The 14825-nt window shown below is 34.7% G+C and carries 15 protein-coding genes; 13 read left to right on the top strand and 2 right to left on the bottom strand.

All coding sequences use genetic code 11. From position 1 onward, the window contains the following. From I2490_RS03315 to I2490_RS03290, 6 genes are all read left to right on the top strand, one after another. Complete coding sequence (locus I2490_RS03315; RefSeq protein WP_206458349.1) at positions 1-1803, top strand: M56 family metallopeptidase; 1803 nt, start codon at positions 1-3, stop codon at positions 1801-1803. Positions 1804-2026: 223 nt separating this feature from the next. Further along, the gene (locus I2490_RS03310; protein WP_206458348.1) at positions 2027-2716 is read left to right on the top strand and encodes a DUF4489 domain-containing protein; all 690 of its coding nucleotides are present in this window, start codon (positions 2027-2029) and stop codon (positions 2714-2716) included. Between the two features lie 155 nt (positions 2717-2871). Further along, the gene (locus I2490_RS03305) at positions 2872-3528 is read left to right on the top strand and encodes a peroxiredoxin (protein WP_330634552.1); all 657 of its coding nucleotides are present in this window, start codon (positions 2872-2874) and stop codon (positions 3526-3528) included. Between the two features lie 215 nt (positions 3529-3743). Then, on the top strand, positions 3744-4640 hold the full coding sequence (locus I2490_RS03300) for a helix-turn-helix transcriptional regulator (protein ID WP_206458347.1): 897 nt from the start codon (positions 3744-3746) through the stop codon (positions 4638-4640). A 124-nt stretch (positions 4641-4764) separates the two neighbouring features. Further along, a complete protein-coding gene (locus I2490_RS03295; RefSeq protein WP_206458346.1) occupies positions 4765-5400 on the top strand; it encodes a GyrI-like domain-containing protein in 636 nt (211 codons plus the stop codon). A 46-nt stretch (positions 5401-5446) separates the two neighbouring features. Beyond that, entirely contained in the window at positions 5447-6211 is a 765-nt protein-coding gene (locus I2490_RS03290; RefSeq protein WP_206458345.1) for an N-acetyltransferase, read from the top strand. Between the two features lie 4 nt (positions 6212-6215). Here I2490_RS03290 and I2490_RS03285 read toward each other — a convergent pair whose 3' ends face one another. Further along, positions 6216-6914, bottom strand: coding sequence for a tRNA threonylcarbamoyladenosine dehydratase (locus I2490_RS03285; RefSeq protein ID WP_206458344.1), 699 nt, complete (start codon positions 6912-6914; stop codon positions 6216-6218). 250 nt (positions 6915-7164) lie between these two features. Here I2490_RS03285 and I2490_RS03280 point away from each other — a divergent pair, with 250 nt between their 5' ends. From I2490_RS03280 to I2490_RS03255, 6 genes are all read left to right on the top strand, one after another. Further along, the gene (locus tag I2490_RS03280; protein WP_206458343.1) at positions 7165-7611 is read left to right on the top strand and encodes a DUF2975 domain-containing protein; all 447 of its coding nucleotides are present in this window, start codon (positions 7165-7167) and stop codon (positions 7609-7611) included. Between the two features lie 13 nt (positions 7612-7624). After that, positions 7625-7837 (top strand): helix-turn-helix domain-containing protein, encoded by a 213-nt coding sequence (locus tag I2490_RS03275; RefSeq protein ID WP_206458342.1) that lies wholly within the window; start codon positions 7625-7627, stop codon positions 7835-7837. A 43-nt stretch (positions 7838-7880) separates the two neighbouring features. Further along, entirely contained in the window at positions 7881-9497 is a 1617-nt protein-coding gene (locus I2490_RS03270; protein ID WP_206458341.1) for a DUF4153 domain-containing protein, read from the top strand. 236 nt (positions 9498-9733) lie between these two features. Further along, complete coding sequence (gene rlmD, locus I2490_RS03265) at positions 9734-11173, top strand: 23S rRNA (uracil(1939)-C(5))-methyltransferase RlmD (protein WP_206458340.1); 1440 nt, start codon at positions 9734-9736, stop codon at positions 11171-11173. A gap of 165 nt (positions 11174-11338) precedes the next feature. Further along, a complete protein-coding gene (locus I2490_RS03260; RefSeq protein WP_206458339.1) occupies positions 11339-12109 on the top strand; it encodes an HNH endonuclease in 771 nt (256 codons plus the stop codon). A gap of 113 nt (positions 12110-12222) precedes the next feature. Then, complete coding sequence (locus tag I2490_RS03255; RefSeq protein WP_206458338.1) at positions 12223-12912, top strand: hypothetical protein; 690 nt, start codon at positions 12223-12225, stop codon at positions 12910-12912. Between the two features lie 37 nt (positions 12913-12949). Here the strand turns inward: I2490_RS03255 and I2490_RS03250 are convergent, their stop codons facing one another. Then, the gene (locus I2490_RS03250; RefSeq protein WP_245157071.1) at positions 12950-13192 is read right to left on the bottom strand and encodes a helix-turn-helix domain-containing protein; all 243 of its coding nucleotides are present in this window, start codon (positions 13190-13192) and stop codon (positions 12950-12952) included. 259 nt (positions 13193-13451) lie between these two features. Here I2490_RS03250 and I2490_RS03245 point away from each other — a divergent pair, with 259 nt between their 5' ends. Further along, on the top strand, positions 13452-14627 hold the full coding sequence (locus tag I2490_RS03245) for an IS110 family transposase (protein WP_206458337.1): 1176 nt from the start codon (positions 13452-13454) through the stop codon (positions 14625-14627). The last annotated feature ends 198 nt before the right edge of the window (positions 14628-14825 follow it).

Raw genomic sequence — 14825 nt, 5'->3', positions numbered from 1 at the left:
ATGACAAATATTTTTATGACTGTTGTCAATATGAGTATTACTGCCACTTTTGCAGCACTAATTATCTTTGTTTTCCGCAGTATATTTGGAAAAAAGATTCCCAAACTATTTTCTTATGCCCTTTGGGGTATTGTACTGCTTCGATTAGTTTTGCCTTTCTCTTTTTCCTCGGTCTTCAGTATTTTAGATAAAGTCAATCCGAATGTGGGGCAGTATGGAGAAACACTTAGCCAAACATATTTGACGCCTAATTTGGATAATGGTGCATTATCACAACAAGGGATAGAAGAAACACAAGCTATACTAGGCAACACTCTTGAAAATGCAGTTAGAGGCGGAGAAAGTGTATCAGAGGGATTAGCTCAAGGAAATTATATTATAATCGGGTGTACAGTGATTTGGATCATTGGAGTAGCGGCATTGCTGGCGTATAGTATAATTTCGTATTTAAAAATAACTAGAAGAGTGAGTACGGCTACACGATTGAAAAATAAAGAACTTATAGAGTCTTGTAATGCAATTGTTAAACTACGGTGGCCTTTCGAAGTATATGTATCAGACCAAATAGAGAGTCCATTTGTGTGTGGCATATTAAGATCCAAGATTATTTTGCCAAGTTTTCTTTTTTTAAAAGAAGACTATGAAAAAGAGTTGCAGCATATTTTACTGCATGAAATGGTACATATCAAACGTTTTGATTTTATTTTAAAGCCGTTAGCTTACATAGCATTAATTATACATTGGTTTAACCCGGTTATGTGGTTTTGGTTTTACCTAGCAAGCAAAGACATGGAAATGTCATGTGATGAAAAAGTAATTAAAATATCCCGATTAGATCAAAGAGAGAGCTATGCAAATACACTGCTGGAAATTTCAATGAAACAAAATAATTTATTTGCAGAGGGGCTGCTTGGCTTTGGAGAAAGTAACATAGGTGAAAGAGTGAAAAATATAATGAAATATAAAAAACCGAAAATGTGGGTTATAGCAGCATCTATTCTTATTATTGCTATCTTTGGTATTGTACTGTTATCAAATCCAATGGATGATAGTGAGTCTAATAATGAGATTATTAGTGTATTATTTATGGGAGCTTGCGAGGCAGACTCGGGAGAAAACACACCTGTAGACTCTTTTGTTCTAATGGGATATGAAGCAAGTACGGGAAACTTAAACATTTTATCGATTCCAAGAGATACGGTGATTAAAGATGAAACCAGAGATACAAAACTAGGTAATTATGCAGCTTTACATTCACCGGAACAGGTTATTCAAGCGTTAAACAATATATTAGGGGTTAATATATCAAAATATATAAAGATTGATACGGCTGCCTTCAGAGATTTTATTGATGCTATCGGAGGAATAAGCTATGATGTACCACAGGATATGTATTATGATGATCCAATGCAAGGATTACATATTGATCTAAAAAAGGGACTACAAGTTTTGGATGGTAACAAAGCAGAAATGCTGGTACGTTTTAGAAAGGGATATTCGGAGGGAGATATTACCCGTATTGATGTCCAAAAGGAGGTACTTGTTGCAATCCTAACTCAGAAAAGTGGGACTGATATATTTAAAAATATAGGTTCCCTATATGATTTAGTATCGAATAACATTGAAACCAATATTGATAAAAAAGAGATAAAAAAATATTCTGCTATTGCAAGAAAGCATTCTATTCAAATGGAAGATATAAAAGAAATCAATTTGCCGTTTTCTGTAACATTGGAGGATAGAATTTCTTATATAAGAATCGATGAAGAAGAAGCTCAAAAAGTATTAAAAGATGAATTTTAACTTCAAGTATTTATTTACATATTGCATCTTTTAGTACTATAGAAAATTAAAAAACACATCCGCGGATGTGTTTTTTAGTTCCAGTATAAAATGAAAAAGTGAAATTGTATAAACCTTATTGAAAAAGGGTAACCGTCTGAAGGATTGTTTCATAATATAAAGATGAGATAACTAATCTCAAAGTTTAAATAGATATAAAGTATATTTAAAGGAGTTAATATAAATGGGATATATCGGAGATTGTTATTATTGCGAGCCTAGTGAAAATAATGAACAAGGCAAACCAAATGGCAAAGAAAAAAATTTCTGCTTGTTCGCAAAACATCCAAAGCCAAAAGAAATATTAATGGAATGCGGGTGCAATCCACAAGATGCACACTTTGAAATATATGGTGGCTGGGTTAAAAGATATCAAAAGTTTGTATTAGATAAAGTAATTATTGATACGACTTGTCTATGCAGACCGATTGTAAAAATCGAATTTTCCAGTCTTATTTACTTCAAAGGAGAAGCTAAAAATGGTGGAGGAGGCGGCGGCAGAGCAGCTGAAGGTGAGCCAGATGGTGAAATGTTACCGGAAATTGAGGCAGAAACTGAAACAACAGTTAGAAGCGGCGGTGGCGATAAAGAGCTAGAAATTGATTTGCTGTTTGAATTAGTAAAGGTTTGCAAAGGTAATGAAGAAACGGTTCAGAGCTGGAGATATAAAAAGAGATATGAAATTGAATGCAATGATGATCTTGAAGTAGTGTCAAGTGAACCGTTTACAGTCACTTTCTGTGATAGAGCTTGTTCCGATTGCTGTGAATATAAAATGATCGTTCGAGGAAAAGATTTTGATGGATGCTTCGATGCAGTCAGAGTTATTAAGCCAGATATAAGTGCTATTGCTCAAGGATTATGTGATTGCTAACAGCAAAAAACTACCATAAGAATAAAAATTCTAAAATAAATTATTTTAATCGATAACAACGGAGGGCTAAGGAATCTTTTGATTTCTTAGTCCTCATTTTTTATAGAATGAAGTAAGGGACTGAAACATACGATGTAAAGAAAGAAGGTGAATAGATGGAGATGCAAGAAAATCACATTTCAATCGGAATGAGAGCCCCAGATTTTTATGCAAATACAACGATGGGTGCGATGCAAATGTCTGATTACAAAGGAAAATGGGTTATTTTTTTCTCTCATCCTGGAGACTTTACTCCTGTATGTACAACTGAATTTATTGCATTTGCAAATGCAAATCCGGCATTTGAAAAACGTAATGCAAAGTTATTGGGACTGAGTATTGACAGCAATCCGTCTCATTTGGCGTGGGTTTATTCTATTTATTTGAATACTGGTATTGAAATTCCGTTCCCGGTTGTTGCAGATCGTATGGGTGATGTGGCAAGGATGTATGGAATGATAGCACCAGATGTCAGCAATTCGGAAACAGTACGAAACGTATTTATTATTGATCCGGACCAAATCGTTCGTGCAATTCTAATTTATCCGTTAACAAATGGGAGAAATGTTACAGAGATTTTGCGTTTGCTGGAAGCTTTGCAAACAACGGATCGTGATAAAGTAGTGACTCCGGCAAACTGGATACCCGGTCAGCCTGTATTGGTACCGCCGCCAAGAACATACAATCAATTATTAGAACGTGTAAATAATCCGGATGGTATGGGCCTAACTTGTGAGGATTGGTGGTGGTGTTACAAGAGCGAACAAAAATAAACAAATTTTTAATGAATCAATTATATGTGTGAAAAAAGTCTACAAACGAAAGAGTGTTTGTAGACTTTTTTGATTGTCTATATTATTGAGGTATTTTATTAAATGTTTGCTGTCATACAGGTAGAAATAAAAACAGAACTAGAGTTGCTTATTACAGCATTAATATGACTTGCTGGTGTCATATTAATACGCTACAATGAGTTTGAGGTGAGAACATGCAGATTAATCGGTTATTTGAAATTATATATTTGTTATTGCAGAAAGAAACCATTACGGCAAAGCAGCTTGCGGAGCATTTTGAAGTGTCTTCACGAACAATTTACCGTGATGTGGAGGCCCTGGCTTCTGCCGGTATCCCTATTTATATGAGCAAAGGAAAAGGCGGTGGAATTTCATTATTATCTAACTTTGTTTTAGATAAAACGGTATTGACCGATGTGGAAAAAGAAAACATTCTTGCATCACTGCGTGCAGTAAGTGCAGTAGATTTGAGTGGACAAGATACTGCATTGAAAAAGTTCAGTAGTTTATTTGGCGAATCTTATGCAGATTGGATTGAAGTTGATTTTTCTTCTTGGTATAACCATACGGATGAGGCTATGCTTTTTCAAACATTAAAAACAGAGATCTGTAATCGAAAGTCCGTTGCATTTCAGTATTTTAATATGAAAGGGGAGAAAAGCTTTCGAAATGTAGAACCTTTAAAGCTTTGTTTTAAAGGCACTGCATGGTATTTATATGGATATTGCAAGACACGCTGTGATTATCGTTTTTTTAAATTACGACGTATAAAAGATTTAGAAGTTACTGATGAAGTTGTTAAGAATAAAGCACCAAAACGTATTTTGACAACAGAAAAATATGATCAAGAGGAATATTTACATCTGAAATTACGGGTGTCTCATGAAATGGCATATAGAGTTTATGAAGAATTTGAGCAATATAAACAACAATCTGACGGCAGTTTTATTGCGGAAATTGACTACCCAAATGGCGATTGGCTGTATTATTATATTGCTACATTTGGTCCTTGCTGTGAAGTATTAGAACCGATCGAAATACGCAACACAGTAAAAAAGAAGTTACAAGAAACTTTAAACCTTTATAAATAATATGACATGCTGTTGTCTTATTTAAGCGGTTATAATACCTTATAAAACATTTGAAATTGAAACCAAAAATTTAAAGAATTTTTTTGAATGTACAGCTCTATTAATTTGAAAGAGAGGTCATACTATGCCATTTGACTATAAAAAAGAATACAAAGAGTATTATATGCCGCCTAAGAAACCAGTAATCGTTGAAATACCAAAGATGAACTACATTGCTGTAAGAAGTAAGGGTAATCCAAATGAAGAAAATGGAGAATACCAAGAAGCTATGGGAATGCTTTATGGAATCGCTTTTACAATCAAAATGAGTTATAAAGGGGATCATAAAATAGACGGGTATTTTGAATATGTAGTACCGCCATTAGAAGGCTTTTGGTGGCAAGATAATGTAATAGGAATTGATTATTCATGCAAGGATACATTTCATTGGATTTCTATAATTCGCTTACCTGATTTTGTGACAAAAGAAGATTTTAATTGGGCGATAAAAGAAGCAACGAAAAAGAAGAAAAAAGACTTTTCAAAAGTAGAGTTTTTCACCTATGATGAAGGTATTTGTGTGCAATGCATGCATATTGGTTCTTATGATGATGAACCTCAAACCATTCAGGCTATGGATCAATATGCTTTAGACAATGGATATGAGATAGATATTACGACAACTCGATTTCATCACGAAATATATTTGAGTGATCCTAGAAAATGTGATGCAAGCAAGCTAAAAACGGTTTTGAGACATCCGATTAAAATAAGAAAATAGATATTTATAGCAGTATTAAATTTGTACATGAAAGCGAGGTAAATCAATGAGTCATGAATACATCAACATTACTACAGAAAATCTTGAAAACGAACATCTCTGCTGTGCGATTTCAGATAAAAAGCATCAATGTGGGGTCAATGTAAAAAAAGAATGGCTGAAAAACAGGATGTCCGAAGGGCATATTTTTAGAAAATTAAACGAAAAAGGTAAGGTTTTTATTGAATATGCACCACTTGAAAAAGCATGGGTTCCTATTATAGGTGAAAACTATATCTATATCTATATCTATTGTTTATGGGTTTCCGGAAGCTTTAAGGGGAAGGGTTATGGAAAAGAGCTGCTTCAGTATTGTCTCAACGATGCAAAAAATCAAGGAAAATCCGGTATATGCATCATTAGCTCCAAGAAGAAAAAACCTTATCTTTCCGAGAAGAAGTTTATGCTTAAATATGGTTTTGAAACGGTTGATGATATCGGAGAAGAGTATGAACTTTTAGCATTGTCATTTGACGGAACAAAACCGCATTTTACAGAGGGTGCAAAGAAACAAATAATTGAAAGTAAAAAATTTACTATTTATTATGGAAAACAGTGTCCTTATATCCCAAACTGCATTATGCAAGTGGAAGATTACTGTAATGCAAACAATATACCCATTGATTTGATTTCGGTGGATACACTTGAAAAGGCGAAAGAGGTTCCGTGTGTATTCAATAACTGGGCCGTGTTTTATAATGGAAAATTTGAAACCGTTCATTTGCTTAATGAGGGATACTTAAAGAAAATTCTTGATCGCCTTGAACGGTAAGCTCTTATACCAAATCTTTGATGACTTCACCAGCAATAATAAGTCCGGCAACGGAAGGCACGAAAGCAATGCTTCCAGGAATTTGACGTTTTCCGGTTTCGGCGGATGGTGCCGGCTTTATTGCTTCTTCTTTTGAATAAACGACTTTCACATCCTTAATATTTCTTTTTCGTAACTCAGAACGTATAACCTTTGCCAAAGGACAAACTGAGGTTTTGGCTATATCTGTTACCTCAAAGCGAGTCGGATCAAGTTTGTTGCCGGCACCCATGGAACATATAATGGGTGTTTTCGCAGCTTTTGCACGTTCGATTAATAAAAGCTTAGAAGCAACCGTATCAATTGCATCGACGATATAAGAGAAGCTGGATAAATCAAATTGATCTGCATTTTCTGCAGTATAAAATACCGGATAAATCTCAACCACTGCATTTGGGTTGATATCCAAAATCCGTTCTTTCATTACTTCAACCTTTAATCTTCCAATCGTCTTATGGGTCGCAATGATCTGTCGGTTTATATTTGTCAGAGATACAGTATCATTATCGAATAAGGCGAAATGACCGATACCGCTTCTTGCTAAGGCCTCTGTTGTATAGCCGCCTACGCCGCCGACACCAAAGACGGCTACGGAAGCATGGCTTAATTTATTTATTGCTTCTTCCCCAAGAAGAAGCGCTGTTCTTGAAAATTCATGTAACATAAGATACTCCTATCTCTTTGCTGTTTGTTCTAAGTATTGTATCAAATTAAGGGAATGCAATCAAGAAAGCATGTACCATAAAAAAACCCATTCTATATATCGTCTTTTATAATTTTATTAAATAGATTCATAGTATACCCAAATATTTAAAATCAATATATTTTTATTGATAAACGATAAAAATATATTGACAATTAATATTATTCCTTTTATAATAAAACCAAATTCAGGAAAAAAGAAAGGGAACATTATGTGGAATGCAGTGAAATCAGTGACGCTTTCGTCAATTTGTACCAAGCTGGTAATGGGACTTATCGTTATATTCGGGATAGGGGCACCTTACTTTGTAAAACATTATATGGCTTATACCGGGAAAAACCCCGATTTGATTGTACCACTTTTAATTACCATCTATGCATGCTGTATACCGGCGCTCATTGCACTTTATTGTTTAAATCGTGTCTTGAGCAACATAAAAAAAGACCGCATTTTTATTGATAAAAACGTGCAGGATCTTCGAGCGATTTCCTGGTGCTGCTTTGTAGTGGCAGGCATCTTATTGCTATCGGGATATTACTACTTATTATTTCTTATTGTCGCTGCTGCAGCTGCTTTCTTTGGTTTAATTTTAAGGGTGGTGAAAAATGTTATAGAGAAGGCTGTTATTTTAAAACAAGAAAATGAATTAACGATTTGAAGGGAGAGAGGGAATGGCAATCATCGTAAATATAGATGTGATAATGGCAAAACGAAAAATGTCTGCTGGCGAACTTTCCGAGCGCATTGGTATTACTCCTGCAAATCTATCTATTTTGAAAAACAATAAAGCAAAGGCAATCCGTTTTTCTACCTTAGAGGAAATTTGTAAGGCATTGGATTGCCAGCCGGGGGATATTTTAGAATATGCGAAAGACAAGGATTGATTATTAAAATTTGGTTTAGAGATTTTGGTTGTAGGGGGAAAAAATGGACGATACGTTAGGGGTAAAAGAAGAGATTCGGGTCATTGCAGCAGCACGGCCTAAAAAATTTGATGGAAAAGACATTCAATTAGCACTATTTATGCCGGTGATCGGATTTTTATACTGGCATTGGATTGGTTTTTCCGCTTTGGGTTTGAGTGCGACTTGCTTTGTTCTGTTATTTTGTTTGAGTGCAGGTTTGTATATGCGTCAAAGTGGCTTCTCACAGACAAAGCAAAACATCCCATATTTAATATTGACTTTAGTTAGTTCTTTGCAGTTTTTTTTGTTTGATAATGGATTTTTAAAGTTTTTAAATCTATTATTTGTTTCTTTGCTTGCAGTGTATTGGATCTGTGTAACAACAAAGCGAAGATTAGAGGGACATTTGTCTGCATATATTCTTTGGGATTTGATTTTACAATTTATTTTTATACCATTTGCTAATTTTACTTGTCAGTTTTTCGGATTTAAGCAGATTGGAATGAAAAGTCAAAGAGGAAAGAATATTTTCATGTCAGTTTTAGGGCTATTTTTCTTTGCACCAATCCTTATTTGGGTAATACAGCTTTTAATGGATGCTGATGCCGTGTTTGAAATGCTGATTGGAAAAATGTCATTTTCTTTGTCGAATCATTTTCTGAATTATGCCATTAAGTTTTTGTTTGGAATCCCGGTAAGCTGTTATTTATATGGGCTGTTTTATGGAAATGCAACCGGGAGATATGCAGAGGAAACATCTTTGGAATCCGTGCAAAAATCGATTGCAGCGTTTCAATTTGCACCGAGTGCCGCAATCTTTACGGCAATGACAGCACTGAATGCCATTTACCTTTTATTTTTCTTCTCTCAAGGGGTATATCTTTTATCGGCATTTGACAATGTATTACCGCATTCGATGACATATGCAGAATATGCACGCCGTGGTTTCTTTGAATTGTGTACGGTATCAGGAATTAATTTAGTGACGATTGCTGCTGCTTATTTAATTATGAAGAGAGATGATTCGGAACAGAGCAAAGAGCCAAAAGATGATTCGGGACAGAGTAAAGAACTAAAAAAGGAAGAAGTAAAAAAACTAGGTAAAAGTAATTGGGGATTGAAGCTGGAAACTTCGATACTTTCAATTCTTACCTTGCTTTTGATAGCAACGGGCATCAGTAAAATGGTAATGTACATTCATTATTATGGTTTAACTGTACTTCGGGTATATACAACATGGTTTATGTTATTGTTGTTTGTCTTTTTCTGCATTATCCTGGTACGACAATTTGTGAATTTCAGGGCAGGAAAAGCTATGGTAATTTCTTTTATTGTTTGTTTTATGATACTTGCTTATGGAAATGTAGATGGGCAAATTACAAAATACAACATTGAACGTTATGAGCAAGGAACGCTGGAGCATCTTGATATAAAAAGTCTTTACCGCTTGTCCGCCGCTTCGGTACCATATTTACACGATTTATATCTGGAAACAGACAATCAGACTTTAAAATGGAAGATTAAAAAAATACTGATAAACCAGCCTTGGGATGATTCCGAATACGATGGATTGACGTTGCAGAATTATAATTATCAGAGTGATCGGGCTCAAAAGATGATTAAGGAATTAGGACTATAAAACTTTAGCCGCTGCGCCTTTCTATTGGTGTAGCGGCTTTTTAACAATTTAAGTATACCAAAATAGCTTATATGGTTAAAGCTTAAACAGGCGACAGAATTCTACGATTATGGTATACTTGGTAAAAAGAAAAATAATACTATATAATGCATTACAAATAAACGATTTAATAAAAATAAATAGTAATTATCATTTAAATTGTTTTTAATTTAGTTTTGCTTGAAAGGAAGAAAAATTTGAAATTAGGTGAAGTATACAAAATAGAGATTATCGATATGGGAATGGAAGGCGAAGGCATCGGCAAAGTAGATGGCATGGCCGTTTTTGTTGAGGGTGCGATTGTAGGTGATTTGGCAGAGGTTGAGATTACACAGGTAAAGAAAAGCTTTGCAAGAGGTAAGGTTTTATCACTGATACAAAAATCCGAGCATCGTATTTTGCCCCAGTGCTCTTATGCTGAAGAGTGTGGAGGATGTACGTTCCAAAGTATGGATTATGAAGGCCAGTTATCATTAAAGCAAAAGTGGGTTTCTGATCGTTTGCAGAGAATCGGAGGAGTTACAGATGTAGAAGTAAAGCCAACCTTGGGAATGAATGAGCCTTACCGCTATCGAAACAAAGCACAGTTTCCGATTCAAGCGGGAAGATTGGTAAAAAACCATGAAGGAAAATTGAGAAACAATAAACCGTGCAGCATTGGATTTTATAAGCCAAAGACACACGATGTTGTACATTGTGAGCATTGTATGATTCAGGCAGAGCCTGCAGAAGCTCTTGCCGCTGCAGTTAAAAAGTATGTGGAGGAGCAGACCGTCAGCGTCTATGACCCGAAAAACGGTATGGGACTTTTGCGTCATTTGATTGTAAAATCAGCATTTGCTACGGGTGAAGTTATGGCGATTCTGGTTGTAAATGGAAGCCATTTAAAAAAGGAAGAACGTCTCATTGAATTAATGGATGAAGCAATTAATGCTTTGCCTTTGAATGAAAGCGGAGAACCGCGATGGTATTTGGAGAGTGTTGTTTTAAATATAAATAAAAATAAAGGATCTCAAATTTTAGGGAAAGAGTGTGTTACGCTTGCAGGAAAACCAACAATTACAGATCAGGTAGGGGATTTGGTTTTTGAAATATCTCCGAAGTCTTTTTATCAGGTGAATCCGGTACAGATGAAGGTACTTTATGATAAGGTTGTTGAATTTGCAGCTTTAACCGGAGAAGAAACGGTGCTTGATTTGTATTGTGGTGTGGGTACCATTGGTTTATATTGTGCGTCTAAGGCTAAACGAATTATCGGTATTGAGAGTGAAAAGGCTGCTGTGATTGATGCGAATCGTAATGCAGTCATCAATGGAATTGTAAATGCGGAATACATCTGTGGGAAGAGTGAAGAAGTTTTGCCGAAACGATTAAAAGATGTAAAGGCAGATGTGGTCATTTTGGACCCGCCGAGAGTTGGCTGCCATGCTGAGCTTTTGGAAGCAGTGCTTAAAGTAGATCCAAAGCGTATTGTTTATGTGTCATGTGATCCGGCAACCCTTGCACGAGATATTAAGGTGTTGGGCGAAGGCGGGTATTCCGTAAAGGAAGTGCAGCCTGTGGACATGTTCCCTTCGACAGGGCACGTTGAAACGATAATAATGATGACGAAATGTGGTTCGGAGGGCAAAAAGTAAACTTTGACCACAACATGTTGTGGTTTTGGAGCGATTTTGAGGCTTGAAAATGGGCAAAAAAGTGCCGTTTTTGAGCCTTGAAAATTGGGGAAAATATAGATGACATGAGGTTAAAGAAACTAAAAAGCATATAAACATATCTTTAAGTGAAGGGAGATGACTATATTGTCGAGTAAAAACAAGTTTGAGATATGTAATGATGATATTCATATTTTAGGGGAGGAATGGGACAAACTTGGATTTACAACTTATCGCCAGGATTATTATGAAGAGCTTACAGGGGTTACTTGGATAAATAGTAATGGATACCTAAAAAATAATAAATTTGGCTTGTTACATAGATACATTATGAAAAAATGGTATGGGGAAGAAATTTTTCAAGAAATGACTAAAAGAGGTTGGATTGTTGACCATATGAATAACGATGGCTTTGATTGTAGAATATCTAATTTAGAGTTTCTTACTTCACGCCATAATGTTGCAAAAGGGCAAACTTTTGATGTTGAAGCAAATCAAATGAGAAATCATATTGCTATAAATATGTTTAAAGATTTTACAACTAATCTATACCAAATATCTATAGGGTGCAATGATCCTGTCTATTTAATTGATGAAGAGAATAAAAAAATGTGTCCAGTCAATGAAATATTTCTTTTATATGATTGTGATTATAGATTAGTAATAAATGATGCAGAACAAATATTATTAGACTATAATTTATATAAAAAAATAGATATTAAAAAGTTAAAATGTATTGATTTTAAGTATGAAATTCCTCCTAATATTAGTTTTACGGAACAAGAAATAGAAGAAATTAATAATGGCAATAGATGTTTTATAGAAAGAAATGGCGAAATATACATGATACTTGGTAAGGGGATTAAAATCCATTCTGCTAATTATAAAAAAGGTTGGATTCCGTCAAATAACAAATAATACATATTAATAAAATAGAGTCTTTATTAATAGGCTAAGCCTTAGGTCAACTTAAGACCTACAGACTTAGCCTATTTTTTATGTTCAAAAACAAAAAGAAAGGAAAGATTACAATGTCAAAATTATTTATGTACGGCACAAGGTTACAGGAGTTTGAGCAGATGATGATGCTTGTGCCCAACTTTACTAAGAGAGGGAAAGGATTGATTGTATTAAAAGGCTTTCCATTTACCGAAGAAGATGTTACCTGTCGGTTTTGTACTGAATACCCCAAATGCAGGAATGATGAAAGTAAGTGCTTAGTCTTATCCGAAAGATTAAAAGCTAACGCAGTATGTTATGAAAACATAGTAAAAAGTACCTTTAAGGATTTCAAAGAATATAATCTCAAAAAAAGATTGAGTCAATTGGTTTCAGAGTTTAATGGCGATTTCTTTTGCGACAGCAGTCACCGACAGCGATTTGAAAGTATTATCAAAATAAAAAACAGAGTGGTAAAGAAAATTGATTATCAATTTCTTGCCACTCTGTTTTTGCTTACAGCTGACCATGAACTATGGGAATGGTCTTCCTCACATGTTTATTTAACTAAGGTTGATTTTAAATCTGTTCATTTAAAAGGAATTGATACCAACAGATACGCTGTCTACCAAACCGCAAAGACAATATCTACAGGGAAAGAGTATATTAAACTGAATGAAATTGCGGATGAAAGCCTAATTGATGAGAAAACCTTTCAAGCTATCATTCATGCTATACTCCTTACCAAGTATGGAACAGAGATATTGGGTATCTGCAAATAAAAAGAGCCTGTAAAAACAGACTCTGTATCGGCGAGATTTACTTTTCATATGTCATCAAATCGGAAATCTTGCAATCCAAAACAAAGCAGATGCGAGTGAGGACATCAATATCCATACGCTCAATGTTTCCGTTGTACCATTTGTCAGCTACTTCAAAACGGATATTTGCAAGTTTAGCAAGTTTGCTTCTGGTCATATCTTTGTTGTCCATAATTTCTTTTACATGAAAGCTAATTTTCCCATAATCCTTAATTTCAAAAATCGAGTTGCTGTTGTTCATATTAACCACCTCGTATAATAAAGTCGTAGTTATTAAAGTCCCTCTTCAAGGACTAAATGCTATACTGTTATAGATACTGTGGATTAGTGTTAATCACCTACCACTTGATGGTTTTTAGAGAGGCTCTAACCACAGTCTCTTTGTACAGTTGTTAATTAGTTAGATACCGCATGACGGTTAATTTAGAACGAGGTTACAATTGCAAAGAGCAACCGTGGTCTAAAAACAGTATCAAATACTTTTATAAGGAGCGAATGATATGATTTTAGTAGGAATTGATGTAGCAAAGGACAAGCATGATTGTTTTATTATGAACAGTGAAGGGGAAGTTTTATTTAAATCATTTACCATCACGAACAACATGGAGGGATTTATTGATCTTTATCAGAAGATTTCATCTACCACAAAGGATTTAAGCAAAATAAAAGTAGGACTGGAAGCCACAGGACATTACTCCTACAACATTTTGGGTTATCTCCTAGATAAAGGTCTTCCCACCTTTGTCATCAATCCGTTACATACCAATCTTTATAGAAAAAGTCTAAGCCTTAGAAAGACGAAAACGGATAAAGTTGATTCCCGCACTATTGCAAGTATGTTAATGTCTGATGTGAACTTAAAGTCCTACACAGACACATTATACCATAATGAAGAATTAAAATCACTCACTCGCTATCGCTTTGATAAGGTAAATCAACGTGCAAAATTAAAACAATCTATTTCAAGGCTGGTAAACATACTCTTTCCTGAACTTGAAGGCTTAGTTGCAACATTGCATATGGTATCTATTTATGCACTTCTTTTTGAATTCCCAAGTGCGAAAGCTATATCAAATGCTCATTTATTAAAATTGACAAACCTACTTTCTGAATCCTCAAGAGGTCGTTTTACAAAAGAAACGGCAATTTTGTTTCGTGAAACCGCTAGAAATTCTATAGGTTCTCACATGCCTGCAAAATCTTTAGAACTCAAACATACCATAAAATCTATAGCCGAGCTTGATAGAGAAATTGAAGAAATTGAAACGGAAATCAAACGCATAATGGAAGAAATTAATTCACCCATTCTTTCAATCCCAGGTATCGGTTTAGCTACAGGAGCTATGATTATTGCTGAAATAGGTGACTTTACAAATTTTGGTTCACCTGACAAAATCCTTGCCTTCGCCGGATTGTCTCCGTCAACTTACCAATCGGGTCAGCTTTATTCCACTCATGCCAAGATGGAAAAACGTGGATCGAGATATTTAAGGTATGCTATTTTTAATGCTGCTAAATTTGTTTGTAAGTGGGATCCTACTTTTGCTGCCTATCTTGCAAAGAAACGTTCAGAAGGCAAACACTATAATGTTGCAATTTCTCATGCAGCAAAAAAACTTGTTCGAGTAATTTATCAGCTTGAGAAATCAGGTCAAATATATATTAGAGCAGCTTAACTTATTCTGTTTTAATATTGTTTTTAGAGCATTGTTACAATGCTCTTTTTGTTGTGCAATTTTAAAAGGTTAATTAGTTTTTATATTTTCACTTATTTTTAGCTTGACTTTTAATAGTTAGTCTCTCTATATCTATTCTATATGCAACATTACGTATTGACTATATACATATAAATAGATACTATGTATATAGTATTA

It is taken from the genome of Anaerovorax sp. IOR16, from assembly GCF_017168145.1.
GTDB lineage: Bacteria > Bacillota > Clostridia > Peptostreptococcales > Anaerovoracaceae > IOR16.
This window is presented reverse-complemented; position numbering and strand designations above follow the sequence as displayed.

What these genes read in the sequence shown, in the direction of transcription:
- I2490_RS03290 (WP_206458345.1), top strand. Translation starts at nt 5,447, where the DNA reads ATGAGTCATGAATACATCAACATTACTACAGAAAATCTTGAAAACGAA.
- I2490_RS03275 (WP_206458342.1), top strand. Translation starts at nt 7,625, where the DNA reads ATGGCAATCATCGTAAATATAGATGTGATAATGGCAAAACGAAAAATG.
- I2490_RS03315 (WP_206458349.1), top strand. Translation starts at nt 1, where the DNA reads ATGACAAATATTTTTATGACTGTTGTCAATATGAGTATTACTGCCACT.
- I2490_RS03305 (WP_330634552.1), top strand. Translation starts at nt 2,872, where the DNA reads ATGGAGATGCAAGAAAATCACATTTCAATCGGAATGAGAGCCCCAGAT.
- I2490_RS03295 (WP_206458346.1), top strand. Translation starts at nt 4,765, where the DNA reads ATGCCATTTGACTATAAAAAAGAATACAAAGAGTATTATATGCCGCCT.
- I2490_RS03285 (WP_206458344.1), bottom strand. Translation starts at nt 6,914, where the DNA reads ATGTTACATGAATTTTCAAGAACAGCGCTTCTTCTTGGGGAAGAAGCA.
- I2490_RS03250 (WP_245157071.1), bottom strand. Translation starts at nt 13,192, where the DNA reads ATGAACAACAGCAACTCGATTTTTGAAATTAAGGATTATGGGAAAATT.
- I2490_RS03270 (WP_206458341.1), top strand. Translation starts at nt 7,881, where the DNA reads ATGGACGATACGTTAGGGGTAAAAGAAGAGATTCGGGTCATTGCAGCA.
- I2490_RS03245 (WP_206458337.1), top strand. Translation starts at nt 13,452, where the DNA reads ATGATTTTAGTAGGAATTGATGTAGCAAAGGACAAGCATGATTGTTTT.
- I2490_RS03310 (WP_206458348.1), top strand. Translation starts at nt 2,027, where the DNA reads ATGGGATATATCGGAGATTGTTATTATTGCGAGCCTAGTGAAAATAAT.
- I2490_RS03255 (WP_206458338.1), top strand. Translation starts at nt 12,223, where the DNA reads ATGTCAAAATTATTTATGTACGGCACAAGGTTACAGGAGTTTGAGCAG.
- I2490_RS03280 (WP_206458343.1), top strand. Translation starts at nt 7,165, where the DNA reads ATGTGGAATGCAGTGAAATCAGTGACGCTTTCGTCAATTTGTACCAAG.
- I2490_RS03300 (WP_206458347.1), top strand. Translation starts at nt 3,744, where the DNA reads ATGCAGATTAATCGGTTATTTGAAATTATATATTTGTTATTGCAGAAA.